General features: G+C 70.1%; 12 protein-coding genes. 7 read left to right on the top strand and 5 right to left on the bottom strand.

Features of this window, described 5'->3' with window-relative positions; translation table 11 throughout:
- Positions 1 to 22 precede the first annotated feature (22 nt).
- From ACQHIV_RS17000 to ACQHIV_RS16980, 5 genes are all read left to right on the top strand, one after another.
- Positions 23 to 1,420 (top strand): ATP-binding protein, encoded by a 1,398-nt coding sequence (locus tag ACQHIV_RS17000; RefSeq protein ID WP_427895403.1) that lies wholly within the window; start codon positions 23 to 25, stop codon positions 1,418 to 1,420.
- Positions 1,421 to 1,422: 2 nt separating this feature from the next.
- Entirely contained in the window at positions 1,423 to 3,381 is a 1,959-nt protein-coding gene (locus tag ACQHIV_RS16995; RefSeq protein ID WP_427895401.1) for a hypothetical protein, read from the top strand.
- A 266-nt stretch (positions 3,382 to 3,647) separates the two neighbouring features.
- The gene (ppdK, locus tag ACQHIV_RS16990) at positions 3,648 to 6,296 is read left to right on the top strand and encodes a pyruvate, phosphate dikinase (RefSeq protein WP_427895399.1); all 2,649 of its coding nucleotides are present in this window, start codon (positions 3,648 to 3,650) and stop codon (positions 6,294 to 6,296) included.
- A gap of 121 nt (positions 6,297 to 6,417) precedes the next feature.
- Positions 6,418 to 7,197, top strand: a complete 780-nt coding sequence (locus tag ACQHIV_RS16985; RefSeq protein WP_427895397.1) for a class I SAM-dependent methyltransferase — start codon at positions 6,418 to 6,420, stop codon at positions 7,195 to 7,197.
- A gap of 148 nt (positions 7,198 to 7,345) precedes the next feature.
- Positions 7,346 to 7,624, top strand: a complete 279-nt coding sequence (locus ACQHIV_RS16980; protein ID WP_427895395.1) for a YciI family protein — start codon at positions 7,346 to 7,348, stop codon at positions 7,622 to 7,624.
- Here ACQHIV_RS16980 and ACQHIV_RS16975 read toward each other — a convergent pair.
- Positions 7,621 to 8,847: an acyl-CoA thioesterase/BAAT N-terminal domain-containing protein gene (locus ACQHIV_RS16975; RefSeq protein WP_427895393.1), complete on the bottom strand. Its 1,227-nt coding sequence runs from the start codon at positions 8,845 to 8,847 to the stop codon at positions 7,621 to 7,623. The genes ACQHIV_RS16980 and ACQHIV_RS16975 overlap by 4 nt on opposite strands.
- A gap of 16 nt (positions 8,848 to 8,863) precedes the next feature.
- A complete protein-coding gene (locus ACQHIV_RS16970) occupies positions 8,864 to 10,078 on the bottom strand; it encodes a hypothetical protein (protein WP_427895391.1) in 1,215 nt (404 codons plus the stop codon).
- Between the two features lie 163 nt (positions 10,079 to 10,241).
- Between ACQHIV_RS16970 and ACQHIV_RS16965 the strand changes: the two genes are divergently transcribed.
- Complete coding sequence (locus tag ACQHIV_RS16965; RefSeq protein ID WP_427895389.1) at positions 10,242 to 11,768, top strand: helix-turn-helix domain-containing protein; 1,527 nt, start codon at positions 10,242 to 10,244, stop codon at positions 11,766 to 11,768.
- Here ACQHIV_RS16965 and ACQHIV_RS16960 read toward each other — a convergent pair.
- Positions 11,733 to 12,590 (bottom strand): alpha/beta hydrolase, encoded by an 858-nt coding sequence (locus ACQHIV_RS16960; protein ID WP_427895387.1) that lies wholly within the window; start codon positions 12,588 to 12,590, stop codon positions 11,733 to 11,735. The two genes, ACQHIV_RS16965 and ACQHIV_RS16960, sit on opposite strands and share 36 nt — an antisense overlap.
- 83 nt (positions 12,591 to 12,673) lie before the next feature.
- On the opposite strand from ACQHIV_RS16960, the gene ACQHIV_RS16955 reads away from it, so the two are divergent.
- The gene (locus ACQHIV_RS16955) at positions 12,674 to 13,300 is read left to right on the top strand and encodes a TetR/AcrR family transcriptional regulator (protein ID WP_427895386.1); all 627 of its coding nucleotides are present in this window, start codon (positions 12,674 to 12,676) and stop codon (positions 13,298 to 13,300) included.
- Here ACQHIV_RS16955 and ACQHIV_RS16950 read toward each other — a convergent pair.
- Together ACQHIV_RS16950 and ACQHIV_RS16945 are read right to left on the bottom strand one after the other, a co-directional pair.
- The gene (locus ACQHIV_RS16950) at positions 13,272 to 14,492 is read right to left on the bottom strand and encodes an MFS transporter (protein ID WP_427895384.1); all 1,221 of its coding nucleotides are present in this window, start codon (positions 14,490 to 14,492) and stop codon (positions 13,272 to 13,274) included. The two genes, ACQHIV_RS16955 and ACQHIV_RS16950, sit on opposite strands and share 29 nt — an antisense overlap.
- Positions 14,489 to 15,028 (bottom strand): helix-turn-helix domain-containing protein, encoded by a 540-nt coding sequence (locus ACQHIV_RS16945; RefSeq protein ID WP_427895382.1) that lies wholly within the window; start codon positions 15,026 to 15,028, stop codon positions 14,489 to 14,491. The genes ACQHIV_RS16950 and ACQHIV_RS16945 overlap by 4 nt, the downstream gene beginning before the upstream one ends.
- Positions 15,029 to 15,031 lie beyond the last annotated feature (3 nt).

Here is a 15,031-nt window from a genome sequence, read left to right as displayed (position 1 = left end):
GGAGCGAGCTAACGTCGTCAAGGTGACTAGTGCACCTGCTGAACTCCCTCGTAAGGCTGGTGACCTCCGGGCCGCCGGACATCTTCCCCGGTCGATCAAGGCCGAGATCCGTGACAACCTGCTGAAAGAACTCCGGGCCGGACGTGATCCGTGGCCCGGCATCGTCGGATTCACCCGGACGGTGATTCCGCAACTCGAACGCGCCCTGCTGGCCGGCCACGACGTCGTACTGCTGGGTGAGCGCGGCCAGGGCAAGACCCGGCTGCTCCGTACGCTGGTCGGCCTGCTCGACGAGTGGACCCCCGTCATCGAGGGCGCGGAGCTCCCCGAGCACCCGCTCGACCCCATTACCCCCGCCTCGCGCCGGCGCGCCGCCGAGCTCGGTGACGACCTGCCGGTCGCCTGGCTGCACCGCGACCTGAGGTATGCCGAGAAGCTGGCGACGCCCGACACAAGCGTCGGCGACCTGATCGGCGACGTGGACCCGGTGAAGGTCGCCGAGGGCCGCAGTCTCGGCGACCCGGAGACCATCCACTTCGGGCTGGTCCCGCGGGCGCACCGCGGGATCGTCGCGATCAACGAGCTGCCGGACCTGGCCGAGCGGATCCAGGTCGCGCTGCTGAACGTGATGGAGGAGCGCGACATCCAGGTCCGCGGGTACACGCTCCGGCTGCCGCTCGACGTGTTGCTGGTGGCAACGGCCAACCCCGAGGACTACACCAACCGCGGCCGGATCATCACGCCGCTGAAGGACCGCTTCGGGGCCGAGGTCCGGACCCACTACCCGCTCGACATCGACGCCGAGGTGGACGTGATCCGGCAGGAGGCCGAGTTCACCGCCGAGGTCGGGGAGCCGTTGCTGGAGGTGCTGGCCCGGTTCGTCCGGCACCTGCGCGAGTCGACGTCGATCGACCAGCGGTCCGGGGTTTCGGCCCGGTTCGCGGTCGCCGCGGCCGAGACGATCGCCGCCGCCGCGCTGCGCCGTTCCGCGATCACCGGCGAGGAGCCGGCCGTCGCGCGTCCGGTCGACCTGGAGGCGGTGCCCGCCGTACTGCGCGGCAAGCTCGAGTTCGAGCCCGGTGAGGAGGGGCGGGAGATCGAGCTGCTCGAGTACCTGCTGCGCCGGTCGGTGGCCGACACCGCCCGGGAGCGGTTCGCCGGGCTGGACCTGACCCCGCTCGCGCATGCGGTTGCCGACGGCAACCTTGTGACGACCGGTGAGCGGGTGCCCGGCCGGGAGGTGCTGTCCGCGCTGCCCGAGCTCCCGGTGCTGCACGACGTCGCCGCCCGCGCCGGCGTGGACGCGGGCGACTCACCGGGCCGGATCGCGGCCGCGGTCGAACTCGCCCTGGAGATGCTGTACCTCTCGAAGCGGGTGGCGAAGGACGCCGACGACGACACGACGGTCTACGGGGCCTGATCATGTCGTCCATTCCTGAAGGCTGGTCGTACGGACCCTGGCACGACGGGCCGGATCCGCTCCAGGCGCCGGTGGACCTGCGGGACGCGCTGGACGAGATCGGCCGGGACGTGATGAACGGGTCGTCGCCGCGGTCCGCGCTGGAGGAGATGCTCCGGCGCGGCACCCGGAACACCCAGGGCCTGGACGACCTGACCCGCCGGTTGTGGGAGCGCCGCCGCGAGATCCAGCGGCGGCACAACCTCGACGGCACGCTCCAGGACGTCCAGCGGCTGCTCAACGAGGCGCTTGAGGCCGAGCGGCGCGAGCTGTTCCCGAACCCGTCGGACGACGCCCGCTTCAAGGAGGCCGAGCTCGACGCGCTGCCGTCCGGTACGGCGGCTGCCGTACGGGAGCTGGCCAACTACCAGTGGGAGTCGTCGGAGGCCCGGCAGAAGTACGAGGAGATCCGCGAACTGCTCGGCCGCGAGTTGCTCGGATCGCGGTTCGAGGGCATGAAGGAGGCGCTGCAGCAGACCACACCGGAGGACGTCGAGCGGATCAACGAGATGCTCACGGACCTGAACGCGCTGCTCGCGGCGCATGCCGCGAACAGGCCCGACGTACCGCGGCTGTTCGACGAGTTCATGGCCAAGCACGGCGAGTTCTTCCCGGAGAACCCGCGGAACGTCGAGGAACTCATCGACGCGCTCGCGCAGCGGGCGGCCGCGGCGCAGCGGATGCTGAACTCGATGACGCCCGAGCAGCGCGCCGAGCTGATGGAGCTGTCGCAGCAGGCGTTCGGCAACGCGCAACTGTCGCAGCAACTGTCCCAGCTCGACGCCCAGCTGCAGTCGTTACGGCCGGGGGAGGACTGGTACTCCTCGGAGCGGATGAGCGGCGACGACCCGCTCGGCCTGGCCGAGGGCGCGCAGGCGATGTCCGACCTGGCCGAGCTGGACGCACTGGCCGAGCAGCTCGCGCAGTCGTATCCGGGCGCGCGGCTGGAGGACATCGACCTCGACGCGCTGACCCGGCAGCTGGGCGACGAGGCGACCGTCGACGCTCGGCGGCTGTCCGAACTGGAGCGGCAGTTGCGCGACCAGGGGCTGATCGAGCGGGCGCCGGACGGTTCGCTGCGGTTGTCACCGAAGGCGCTCCGGCAGCTGGGTCAGACGGCGTTGGCCGACGTACTGCGGACCGCGCGCGGATCCGGTGAACGGGACGCCGCGAACGCCGGGGCGGCCGGGGAGCTGAGCGGGTCGACCCGGCCGTGGGAGTTCGGCGACACCCAGCCGTGGGACGTCCCGCGGACGGTGCGGAACGCCGTACTGCGGACGGCCCACCGGGGCGGCGGCGGAGTGAAGCTCGACGTGGCGGACGTGGAGATCGCGGAGACCGAGCACCGGGCGCGGGCCGCGGTGGCGTTGCTGGTCGACACGTCCTGGTCGATGGTGCAGGAGGGCCGCTGGCTGCCGATGAAGCGGACGGCGCTCGCACTGCATCAGCTGATCTCGACGCGGTACCGCAACGACGCGCTGCAGCTGATCACGTTCGGGCGGTACGCCGGGGTCGTCGAGCTGCCACAGCTGATCGGGATGGAGGGCACCTGGGAGCAGGGCACCAACGCGCACCACGCGCTCCTGCTCGCGGGCCGGCACCTCCGGCGGCACCCGGACGCGCAACCCGTCGTACTGATGGTCACCGACGGAGAGCCGACCGCTCACCTGGAGCCGGACGGCACGGCCGAGTTCTCGTATCCGCCGGAGCCGGCCACGCTGCGCAAGACGATCTTCGAGGTCGACCGGCTCGCCAAGCTCGGCGCCTCGCTGACCGTCTTCCGGCTCGGCGACGATCCCCGGCTGAACGCCTTCGTCGACCTGCTCGCCCGGCGCAGCGGCGGCCGGGTGCTGGCGCCGGACGCGGATGGTCTCGGAGCCGCCGTCGTTGGCGATTACCTGCGCACCAGACGGAAGCTGTAGCAGTCTGAGAAGGAGGGTGTTACCCGTCGAAAGGGCGGGTAACACCCTCCTTCTGTGTGTCTGACGGTTGTCTCGCGTTGTCAACGCTGTAAGGGTTTTCCGGCCGGTGTCCTGTGGGCAGGGTCACGTCGGCATCGTGAGACCAGTGTTCAACTGGACTGGTTTTCTGGCTTACCCTGAAAGCACGCCCCCGCCGCCGTTGCCGACGGGCCAGCGGCCTACTTTGCCGCGCCGAAAAACACCCACCTGCAACCCAGGGAGTGACCGTGCCGAAACTCGTCTACGACTTCGCCGAAGGCAACAAGGACATGAAGCAACTTCTCGGCGGCAAGGGGGCGAACCTGGCCGAGATGACCAACCTCGGCCTGCCGGTACCACCCGGATTCACCATCACCGCCGACGCGTGCCGCGCGTACCTGGAGACCGGCGCGGTCCCGGCCGACCTGGCCGACGAGATCGACCACCACGTCCACCTGCTCGAGCGGAAGATGGGCAAGAAACTCGGCCAGGCCGACGACCCGCTGCTGGTCTCGGTTCGCTCCGGCGCCGCCGTGTCGATGCCCGGGATGATGGAGACGGTGCTGAACGTCGGCCTGAACGACGACTCGGTGAACGGGCTCGCGCACCACTTGGGCAACCCGCGGTTCGCCTGGGACGCGTACCGGCGGCTGATCCAGATGTTCGGCAAGACCGTGCTCGGCATGGACGGCGACGTCTTCGAGGACGCGATCGAGGCGGCCAAGGAAACGAAGGGCACCCGCAACGACCTGGACCTCGACGCGGACGACCTCAAGGCGCTGGTCGAGACGTTCAAGCAGGCCGTGCACGACCACACCGGCCGGGAGTTCCCGCAGGACCCGCGGACCCAGATGGACCTCGCGATCGAGGCCGTCTTCGGCTCCTGGAACTCCGACCGCGCGATCCTCTACCGCCGGCAGGAGCGGATCGCGAAGGATCTCGGTACGGCGGTGAACATCTGCTCGATGGTGTTCGGCAACCTCGGCATGGACTCCGGTACGGGCGTCGCCTTCACGCGGGACCCGTCGACCGGGCAGCCCGGTGTGTACGGCGACTACCTGCAGAACGCGCAGGGCGAGGACGTCGTCGCGGGCATCCGCAACACGGTCCCGCTGGCCGACCTCGAGCAGCTCGACAAGACGTCGTACGACGACCTGATGCACATCATGGCGACGCTCGAGGGGCACTACCGCGACCTGTGCGACATCGAGTTCACCGTCGAACGCGGGAAGCTGTGGATGCTGCAGACCCGGGTCGGCAAGCGGACCGCGGCGGCGGCGTTCCGGATCGCGACCAGCCTGATCGACGAAGGCGTGATCGACACCGACGAGGCGCTCCGGCGCGTCAAGGGCGCGCAGCTGGCGCAGCTGATGTTCCCGCGGTTCGATGCTTCGGCGGACAAGGACCTGGTCACGAAGGCGATCGGGGCCTCGCCGGGTGCCGCGTCGGGGCAGGTCGTGTTCACGTCGGCGGCCGCGGTCGAGGCGGCCGAGCGCGGCGAGAAGGTGATCCTGGTACGGCGCGAGACGAACCCGGACGACCTGCACGGGATGATCGCGGCGCAGGGCATCCTGACCAGCCGCGGCGGCAAGACCTCGCACGCGGCCGTGGTCGCCCGCGGCATGGGCAAGACCTGCGTCTGCGGCGCGGAGGAGCTCGACGTGAACGTTGCCCAGGGCACCATCACGGTCCGCGGGACGGTGCTGCGGGCGGGTGAGCTGATCTCGATCGACGGCACCACCGGCGAGGTGTTCCGCGGCGAGGTACCGGTCGTGCCGTCGCCGGTCGTGCAGTACTTCGAGGGCACGCTGGCGCCGACGGCCGGCGACGAGCTGGTCGCGTCGGTACACCGGTTGATCACGCACGCGGACGACGTACGCCGGCTCGGCGTCCGGACGAACGCCGACACCGCCGACGACGCGGCGCGGGCGCGGCGGTTCGGGGCCGAGGGGATCGGGCTGTGCCGGACCGAGCACATGTTCCTCGGCGAACGGCGGGAGTCCGTCGAGCGGCTGATCCTCGCAGACAACGACGCGGACCGCGAGGCGGCGCTGGCGGAGCTGGAGCCGTTGCAGCGCGGGGACTTCCTCGAACTGCTGGACGCGATGGACGGGCTGCCGGTGACGATCCGGCTGATCGACCCGCCGCTGCACGAGTTCCTGCCGTCGATGGAGGAACTCGCGGTGAAGGTCGCGGTCGCGCGCGAACGTGGTGTGGCGTCGGAACACGACGAGAAGCTGCTCGCCGCGGTCGAACGGCTGCACGAGCAGAACCCGATGCTCGGGCTGCGCGGCGTACGGCTCGGGCTGGTGATTCCCGGTCTGTTCGCGATGCAGGTACGGGCGATCGCGTCGGCGGCGGTCGAGCTGCGTCAGCGCGGGCAGGACCCGCGGCCGGAGATCATGATCCCGCTGGTCGGCGCAGTCCAGGAGCTGCAGCTCGCGCGCGACGAGGTGGCACGCGTGCTGGCCGAGGTCGGGGTCGACGTTCCGATCGGGACGATGATCGAGCTGCCGCGGGCCGCGGTGATCGCGGACCAGATCGCGGAGGCGGCCGACTTCTTCTCGTTCGGTACGAACGACCTGACGCAGACCACCTGGGGGTTCAGCCGGGACGACGTCGAGGGTGCGTTCTTCTCGCGGTACCTGGAGAAGGGGATCTTCGCGGTGTCGCCGTTCGAGTCGATCGACCGCGACGGGGTCGGCGCGCTGGTCCGGACCGGCGTCGAGCGCGGGCGGGCGACCAAGCCGGACCTCAAGCTGGGCGTCTGCGGTGAGCACGGCGGCGACCCGGACAGCATCCACTTCTTCCACGAGGTGGGGCTCGACTACGTCTCCTGCTCCCCGTTCCGTATTCCGGTCGCCCGGCTGGAGGCCGGTCGGGCGGCCCTCGGCTGAAGGAGCGGACGCCCATCACTCACCAACGGCCCGTCGGCGCGGCTGTTCACGCTCACGGGAGCGTGCGCCGTCGGCGCAGCCGGCGGTTGGTGAGTGCCGGCGGTCCGGCTAGCCTTCGGCAATGAGCCGCGAGGACCTCCGCACCACGTTCGGCGAGGACGCGGAGCTGTACGACCGCGTCCGCCCGACCTACCCGCGCGAGCTGTTCGACGACCTCGCGCGGGCGGTCGGGCCGCACCCACGCGTCCTGGAGATCGGCCCCGGCACCGGCCAGGCGACCGCCGCCATGCTGGCCCGGGGCTGGAACATCACCGCCGTTGAACTCAGTCCCGGGCTCGCGGAGGTCCTGCGGCGGAAGTACCCGGCACTCGACGTTGTTGTCGCGGACTTCGACACGTGGGAGCTGCGGACGGGGGAGTACGACCTGGTTGTCTCCGCGACCGCGTTCCACTGGCTCGACCCCGCAACCCGCGTCGAACGCTGCGTCGAGCTGCTCCGCCCCGGCGGTGCGCTGGCGATCGTCACGACCCATCACGTGGCCGGCGGCTCGGAGCAGTTCTTCGCCGACGTCCAGTCCTGCTACGACAGGTTCACCGACGACCCGGCGGCGGACCCGCTACCTGCCGCGGACGACGTACCGGAGGATCCCGCGGGCCTGGCGGACAGCGGTCTCTTCGAGTCCGTGGAGTCCCGCAAATACGTGTGGGACGCGACCTACCCGACGGCCGAATATCTCGAACTACTGTCGTCGTACTCGGGTCATCGGGCCTTGACAACGGACCGGCGTGACCGTCTGTACGACTGCATCGGCGGCCTGATCGACGCCGCCGGCGGTTCGATCACGAAGCGTTACCTCAACCAACTGATTGTAGGAATTTGTCTTCACCAAACCCTTGCATAGCGGTGCACCGGCTGGTCAGAATATCCGGGCGGGAAGGGAGCTCACTCGTCGACTTTCGGGTCTGACCTGAACCAGCCGCTGTGGCGGCTCGTGACTCCCTTACCCGCACCAAATCTCTTTGTCCTAAGGGCAATGTAGGCTTCTGGCCATGGCCCAATTTGTCGTGCAGCTGCGCTTCGACGTGTCCGAGACCGACCGCCGCCTGGAGGTCCGCCCGGCGCACCGCGAGTACCTCGCGTCCCTGCGCGAAGCGGGCAAGCTGGTCGCCGCCGGCCCGTTCCCCGACGGCACCGGCGCCCTGCTCGTGTACGACGCCGCCGACGAGGCCGAGGTCCGCGACATCCTCGCCAAGGACCCGTACACCCCGGCCAACATCTACGAGATCGCCACCCTCGCCGAGTGGCAACCCCTCTTCCCGTTCAGCTAAAGCGCCGCCAGCAGCGCGAGCGTCTTCGCCCACCCCTGGCGGATCGCGGAGTCGTCGGCGGCGCGGCTGCCGCCGAAGTCGGTCAGGCCGATGATCGGATGCCGGAACCTCGTCCCGTGCGGCACGTACGGCGTACCTCCGACGCCGTGCCCCGCGCCGTCCACGACAACCGCCTCGTGCGGGTATTTGTCGTGCGCCGCGTCCAGCCGGCGCATGATCGACAGCGCCGACAGTCGCGACTCCCACTGCGCGTCGACGTAGCCGGCGACCGCGAGCACCGGGCCGTCCACCGCGTCGACCGGGATCTCGCCGTCGGGCGCCAGCGGCCGGCCCCGGAAGGTCCATGCGGCGCCCGTCGCGAGCGGGAACGCCCTGATGATCCTGTCGCCCGGCGCGAACAGCACCGCGCCGTGCACGACCGTGGGGAACAGGTCCGCGACCAGTAGCGCGGGCTGGCTGCCGTACGACGTGCCCATCGCGACGATCCGCGCCGGATCGGCCTCGGGCTGCGCGCCGAGCCACTTGGCGGCCTGCGCGAAGTACTCGATCGGGATGTCGTGCAGGTCCTGCGGCCGCCCGGGGGCGCGGAAGTACGCCAGCGCGACCACCGGGTACCCGTGCGACGCCAGCAGTTCCGCGACCGACAGCGGCGGCACACCACCCTCGGAACCACCCAGCAGCAGTACGGCGGGATGCCGCGCGCCGTCGCGCTTCGGTACGACGTACGTACCGGTGAACTGGTGGGGGAGCGGCCGGCTGCTGATCCCGGGCGCCGCCCACCGGCGCGTGATCGTCGTCCGCGCGACCTGCTTCCCGCCGGACCTGACCGAGAGGTCGACGTGCTCGACCGGCCACCCGCCCTCGGCCGGCGGGACGAACGACTGCTCGTCGGGATCACCGTCGGGCGGGTTCATCGACCAGAACAGGCCCATCCCGTCGACGTCCTGGTAGCTCCCGCCCGACGGCTTGGCGCGGCCGAGGTCGATCGTGCCGTGGTCGTCGGCGGTGAACGTCGCCTCGCTGTGCCATTTCTTCCCGTCCCAGGCGACGGCGTCGGCGCCGACCTGGACCGGCTTGCCCGCGGGTACGCCGGTCACCTTCAGCTGTACCGGTTGATCGGCGAGCGTCACCGCCTGGTCGACGGTCACCGCGGGCCTGCCCGGTGAGGAGCAGGCGGCCATCAGCAGACAGACGCCTGCGAGAAGTGGTATGGACCGATTCATCGGTCCAGCATGGCACTCAGGCGTCGGCGAGGTTCAGGTGGTCGACGTAGGCCCAGAGCCAGACGAGCGGGGCGAGGACGAGCTCGGGTTCGTTGTCCTCGTCGGCGATGAAGAGCATCGAGCCCTCGCCGTTGGTGATGTCCTCGCAGACGGCCTCGCACATCTCCAGGGCGAGCTCGAACGGGAGGAGGCGGGGGCCGTTCTCCCAGCGGGGCTCGGGGAGGGGGAGGACGGGGGCCTCGTCGGTGCCGTCCAGCTCGACGGAGACCTTCTGCAGCTCTTCGTACAGGTCGAACGAGATCAGCCCGGCGAGTGGCCGGCCGTCCAGGCCGATCAGGTACGGGTCGTCGGCGCCTTCGCGGAACGCGTCCCGGATGTCCGGCAGCGCCGCCTTCAGGTCGGTGGCCTCGAGGTACGGCGCTTCGTCCGGCTCGTCGTCCGCCGCCGCCTGGACGAGCCCGCTGCGCATCTGGTCGAACTGGTGCAGCAGGTCGTTCAACTCGTCGTACGCGCCGCCGCCCGGCGTCTTCTGCGCGCGCGCCTCCAGGTCGCGGAGGTGCTCGACCAGGTCGTCCTCGAAGTGCAGCTCGTACCGCGGCAGGCCGGGTTCGCGGCCTGCGTTCAGCTGCGCGACGAGCTGCGTGGACACCGGCCCGATCCGCTCCGCGAGCACCTCGAGCGGCGTGGTCGGCTTCTCCTCGTCGTCGTGCGCGCAGGAGTCGTCGTCGTACTTCCCGTCGCCCTCCAGCGCGATCAGCACCTGGAACGCCTGGAACGACAGCAGCGCCGCGGTCGCCATCGTCCCGTCGCCGATCAGCATCAGCGGGTTCCCGCCGGCCTCGGTCCGGCGGACGTGGTCCTGCATCAGCGTCGCGGCCTGCTCGACGTTCACCTGGCTGGCCAGCGAGGAGAGCCCGTGGTCGGCGTCGACGCCGAGCAGCTCGACCAGGCGCTCGGAGCTCATGTCGAAGTTCGACCGCAGGTAGTACCGCAGCCAGCCGGCGTCGACCGGGTTGCCGAGCAGCTCCGCGATCCGGGCCCGGAAGTCGGCCAGGTCGGCGATCGCCAGCACCACGAGCACCGGCTGGTCGCCGTCGCCGATCACCAGCGGCCGGGTGTCGCCGTTGTGGAAGCCCTCGATCACCTGGTGCAGGCTGTCCGCGGCCGCTTCCAGCGGCCACGACTCCGCCTCGAACTCGTTGACCACCGCGGCGGAGGTGTCGTCGGGCATCTGCTGGATCCTCTCCGGGTGGCGGCGGGAGTGTGGGGTAACTCTAGGCTGCGGGCGTTTCACCAGGTCAGGCGGGTCCTCGAAGGCACCGGAGTGAGGTTCGCTACGCTGGCACCGGCGGGTCGCCGCAGCCATATCTCACATGTGAGATATGGTCCGGGGTATGACCGACGACTACCTGAGCCGGATCGGAAACCTGATCCGGGACGCGCGCAAGCACCGCGGCTGGACCCAGACGCAACTGGCCGAAGTACTGAACACCAGCCAGAGTGCCGTGAACAGGATCGAGAAGGGTCATCAGAACCTCACCCTCGAGATGCTCGCCCGGATCGGCGAGGCGCTCGACTCCGAAATTGTCTCTCTCGGTGGCGGCCCGGTCCACCTCCGAGTGGTCGGCGGCCGCCAGTTGTCCGGCTCGATCGACGTCAAGTCCAGCAAGAACGCCGGTGTCGCGCTGCTCTGCGCCTCGCTGCTCAACAAGGGCCGGACGACGCTGCGCAAGGTGGCCCGGATCGAAGAGGTCAACCGGCTGCTCGAGGTCCTGAACTCGATCGGGGTGAAGACCACCTGGCTGAACGACGCCGGTGACCTGGAGATCGTCCCGCCGGCGCAGCTCGACCTGGAGTCGATGGACGCCGACGCGGCCCGCCGGACCCGCTCGATCATCATGTTCCTCGGCCCGCTGCTGCACCGCGAGGACGCGTTCGAGCTGCCGTACGCCGGTGGCTGCGACCTCGGCACCCGCACCGTCGAGCCGCACATGACCGCGCTCCGCCCGTTCGGCCTCGAGGTGAAGGCGACCGGCGGGCAGTACCACGCGCTGGTGAACCGGGCGATCGCGCCGGGCAAGCCGATCGTGCTGACCGAGCGCGGCGACACCGTGACCGAGAACGCGATCATGGCCGCGGCCCGGTTCGACGGCGTCACGGTGATCCGGAACGCCAGCCCGAACTACATGGTCCAGGACCTCTGCTTCTACCTCGACCTGCTCGGCGTGACGATCGACGGCATCGGCACCACGACGCTGACCGTGCACGGCAAGGCCGACATCGACGTCGACGTCGACTACGCGCCGTCCGAGGACCCGATCGAGGCGATGAGCCTGCTCACCGCCGCGATCGTCACCAAGTCCGAGATCACCATCCGCCGGGCGCCGGTCGAGTTCCTCGAGATCGAGCTCGCGCTGCTCGAGGAGATGGGGCTCGACTACGACCGCAGCGCGGAGTACCTGGCCGAGAACGGCCGGACCCGGCTGGTCGACCTGACCACCCGGCCGTCGAAGCTGCACGCGCCGATCGACAAGATCCACCCGATGCCGTTCCCGGGCCTGAACATCGACAACCTGCCGTTCTTCGCGGTGATCGCCGCGACCGCGACCGGGCAGACCCTGATCCACGACTGGGTGTACGAGAACCGCGCGATCTACCTGGCCGACCTGAACAAGCTCGGCGGCCGGGTGAAGCTGCTCGACCCGCACCGGGTGATGGTCGAGGGGCCGACGCACTTCTCCGGCGCCGAGATGATGTGCCCGCCGGCGCTCCGCCCGGCCGTGGTCGCGCTGATCGCGATGCTGGCGGCGAAGGGTACGTCGGTGCTGCGCAGCATCTACGTGATCAACCGCGGGTACGAGGACCTGGCCACCCGGCTGAACTCGCTAGGCGCTCAGATCGAGACCTTCCGGGACATCTGAGTCCTGCAGGAAGGCGACGGCTTCGGTGATCACCGCCGGGTCCGAGAGGATCCGGCGGTGGCCGAGGCCGGTGGTCGGCAGGAAGTGGGCGTGCGGACCGTAGTTCCGGAGCAGGAGTTGCGCCTGGGCGGGGTCGACGATGTCGTCCTCGTCGTTGTGGATCACGAGTAGTTCGGCCTTGCCGGTGGTGACCGAGAAGCGGGTCCAGATGTCGTGGTCGCCGTCGAAGTACCCGCGCTCGATGGAGCGGCGCAGTTCGCGGTTGAGCTTCGGTCCGAGGCCGAGTTCGGCGCAGAACGCGTCGGCGAGGTAGCCGAAGTCCGCGACCCCGCTGATCATCACCATCCGCTTCGCGGCGACGCCCTCGCGGACCGCGTAGAGCGCGAACGGTACGCCGAGGGAGTGTGCGATCACGCCCTCGAACGGGCCGTGCCGTTCCTCCAGCGCGCGGATGATCCGCTGGTGCCCGAGGATCGACGTCACCTCGCCGGCGGAGTCGCCGTGTGCCGGGGCGTCGTACGAGATCGGGCTGTACCCGAGCTCGAGCAGCCGCGTGACGAACCCGGCGTACCGCGAGGCCCGCGACCGCCAGCCGTGGACGAGCAGGACGGGCCGCTCGCCGTCGCCCCAGGCGTACGTCCGGACCTCGGCACCGGCCTCGTCCAGGACCTCGACCTTCGCCGCAGCGTGGACCAGCTGCTCGTCGGCACGAACCCGGCCGCGGGCGAGGGGCCGCCGCCACAGGTTGAACGCGATCCGGCCGCCGAGCCGCGGCGACAGCAGTCCGATTGTCTGCAAACCGGCACTGACCAGCTTCTGCATGACTACCCCTCCACCAAACTATACGAACGGTCGTATTATTAGTTTGCATCAGCCTAGCAGTCAACGGACTTAGGATCGGGCTCGTGGAGAAGATCGACGGACGGCTGGCGCGCGGTGATCAGACCCGCCGCGCCGTACTGCGGCGGGCCGTCGACATCGCGTCGGTCGACGGCCTCGAAGGACTGTCGATCGGGCGGCTCGCGACCGAGCTCGGGATCAGCAAGAGCGGGTTGTTCGCGCACTTCGGGTCCAAGGAGGAGCTTCAGCTCGCCACGGTGCGCGCCGCACGGCGGATCTACGCCGACAACGTGGTGATCCCGGCGTACGAGATCGAGCCCGGCCTCGGCCGGGTGTGGGCGCTCAGCAGGCACTGGCTCGACTACTCACAGAGCCGCGTGTTCCCCGGCGGCTGCTTCTTCCAGAAGGTCTCGCACGAGTACTCCGCCCGGGGCGGCGCCGTCCACGCCTACCTTGCCGAGGTCCACAGCGAATGGATGGGCCTGATCGAGACAGCGATCACCGAGGCCGTCGACCGGGGCGAACTCACCGCGGACCCGGCCCAGCTCGCCTTCGACCTGAACGCGTACTACGAGGCCGCCAACCTCGCGTCGATCCTGCACAACGACGAGACCGGGTACCACCGCGCCCGCCGGGCGGTCCAGGAGCGCCTCGCCGCCGCCGTCACGCCGGGAACGCCGCTGCCCTGGTAGCCGCCGGAAGGTCGCGGCTCCGGCGGATCGGGGAGGCGAGCAGCACCAGCCCGGCCAGTGGGACGCCGGCCGTGGTGATCCAGAGCGCGGGCGTCAGGCCGAGGACTTGGCCGAGCGTTCCGCCGAGGAGCGCGCCGAGCGGGACCGTGCCGTAGTTGACGAACGCCGTCGTCGCCGTCACCCGGCCGAAGAGTTCTTGTGGACAATAGGATTGCAGGAAGGTTGCCTTGACGACGTTCCCGCCGACGACGCCGAGGCTCACCCCGAACGCGCCGATCAGGTAGCACCACGGGCCCAACGGGATCAGCAGGGCCAGCGTCGGTAGCCCGAGTTCGCACAGCAGCAAGGCGCGCGCGGTACCGAACCGCATCAGACGCCGGCCCACGATCGCGCCGAGTACGCCGCCACTCGACGCCGCCGCGACCAGTACGCCGACCGTGCCCGCGCTCAGCCCCGCCGCACGGACGAGGAAGACGACGACGATCGCCTGGTACCCCATCAGTGCGAGGTTCGAGACGGCGCCGAAGATCGTCAACGTCCGCAGCCACACGTCGTGCGCGACCAGCCGTACGCCCTCGCGGATCGCCCCCGGCCGTGACGGGTTCGTCGTACGGCGTTCGCGGAAACGGATCGCGGTGAGACACGCCAGTGCGACCAGGAAGCTCGCCGCGTCGATCAGCAGAGTGTTGGCGGCGCCAACGAACTGGACGAGCAGCCCGCCGCAGCCCAGTCCGGCGATCTGTGCGGCGGCGGCGCTGCCGTGGAGTTTCGCGTTGCCTTCCGCGTGGTCGGCCGGGTCGAGCAGGGTCGGGAGATAGGCGGTGTACGCCGTCTGGAACACGACCGTGGAGGCTCCGGCGACGAGGGCGACGGCGAGCAGCAGTTGGACGCTCAGGACGCGGGTGCCGGCGGCGAGGGGGATGATTGCGAACAGCACTGCCGAGACGGCCGAGGACGCGAGCATCGCCGGACGTCGTCGTACCCGGTCGATCCAGGCGCCGGTCGGCAGGCCGATCAGCAGCCACGGCGCCCAGGCCGCCGCGGTCAGCAGGCCGACCTCGAAGGTCGTTGCGTCGAGCATCGAAATCGCGATCAGCGGCAGCGCCACCGACGACGTCGCACTGCCGAACCGGTTGACGGTCTCGCCGATCCAGAACAGCCGGAAGTCGCGCTGCGTACGCAGCAGGCTCATGAGTGCCGCGGGAACGACTGGAGCTGGACGATCACCCGCTCGGCGTCGTCCTCGTCGCTGGAGGTATAGCGGTCGATGACCGCACCGATCTCCTCGTTGAGGTTGTGCAGTTGCTCCGGGGTCAACCGCAGATGCCTCCAGTCGGACAGTCCTGCCGCGTGCTGCCATTCGGCGGACCAGTCCTCGTCGACGTACGCACGGACGCGGGCGTAGTACCGCTCGACCAGGTCGCGCAGGTACACGTCGAGCGCGCGCCGGGTCTCCGGGTCGTCGAGGAACTCGGACGGGTCGAGGACGGTCGCCCCCGGTGGGAGCCGCCACCACCGCTCGCGCTTGGTGCCGCGGCCGGTGTCCTCCTCGAGGTACCCGTGCTCGGCGAGCAGGCGCAGGTGCCAGCTGATCGTGCCGGTGTTCTCGCCGAGCCGGGTCGCGAGGGTGCTCGAGGTGGCCGCGCCGTCGAGCTCGATCGCCTCCAGGATCCGCATCCGGAGCGGGTGCGCGAGGCCGCGCAGGCTCCGGGCGTCGATGCGCCGCATGAA

Origin of the sequence: Kribbella polygonati, assembly GCF_050320105.1 — a bacterium.
GTDB lineage: Bacteria > Actinomycetota > Actinomycetes > Propionibacteriales > Kribbellaceae > Kribbella.
Note: the sequence above shows the minus strand (reverse complement) of the source record. Positions and strands in the feature narration are given on the sequence as shown.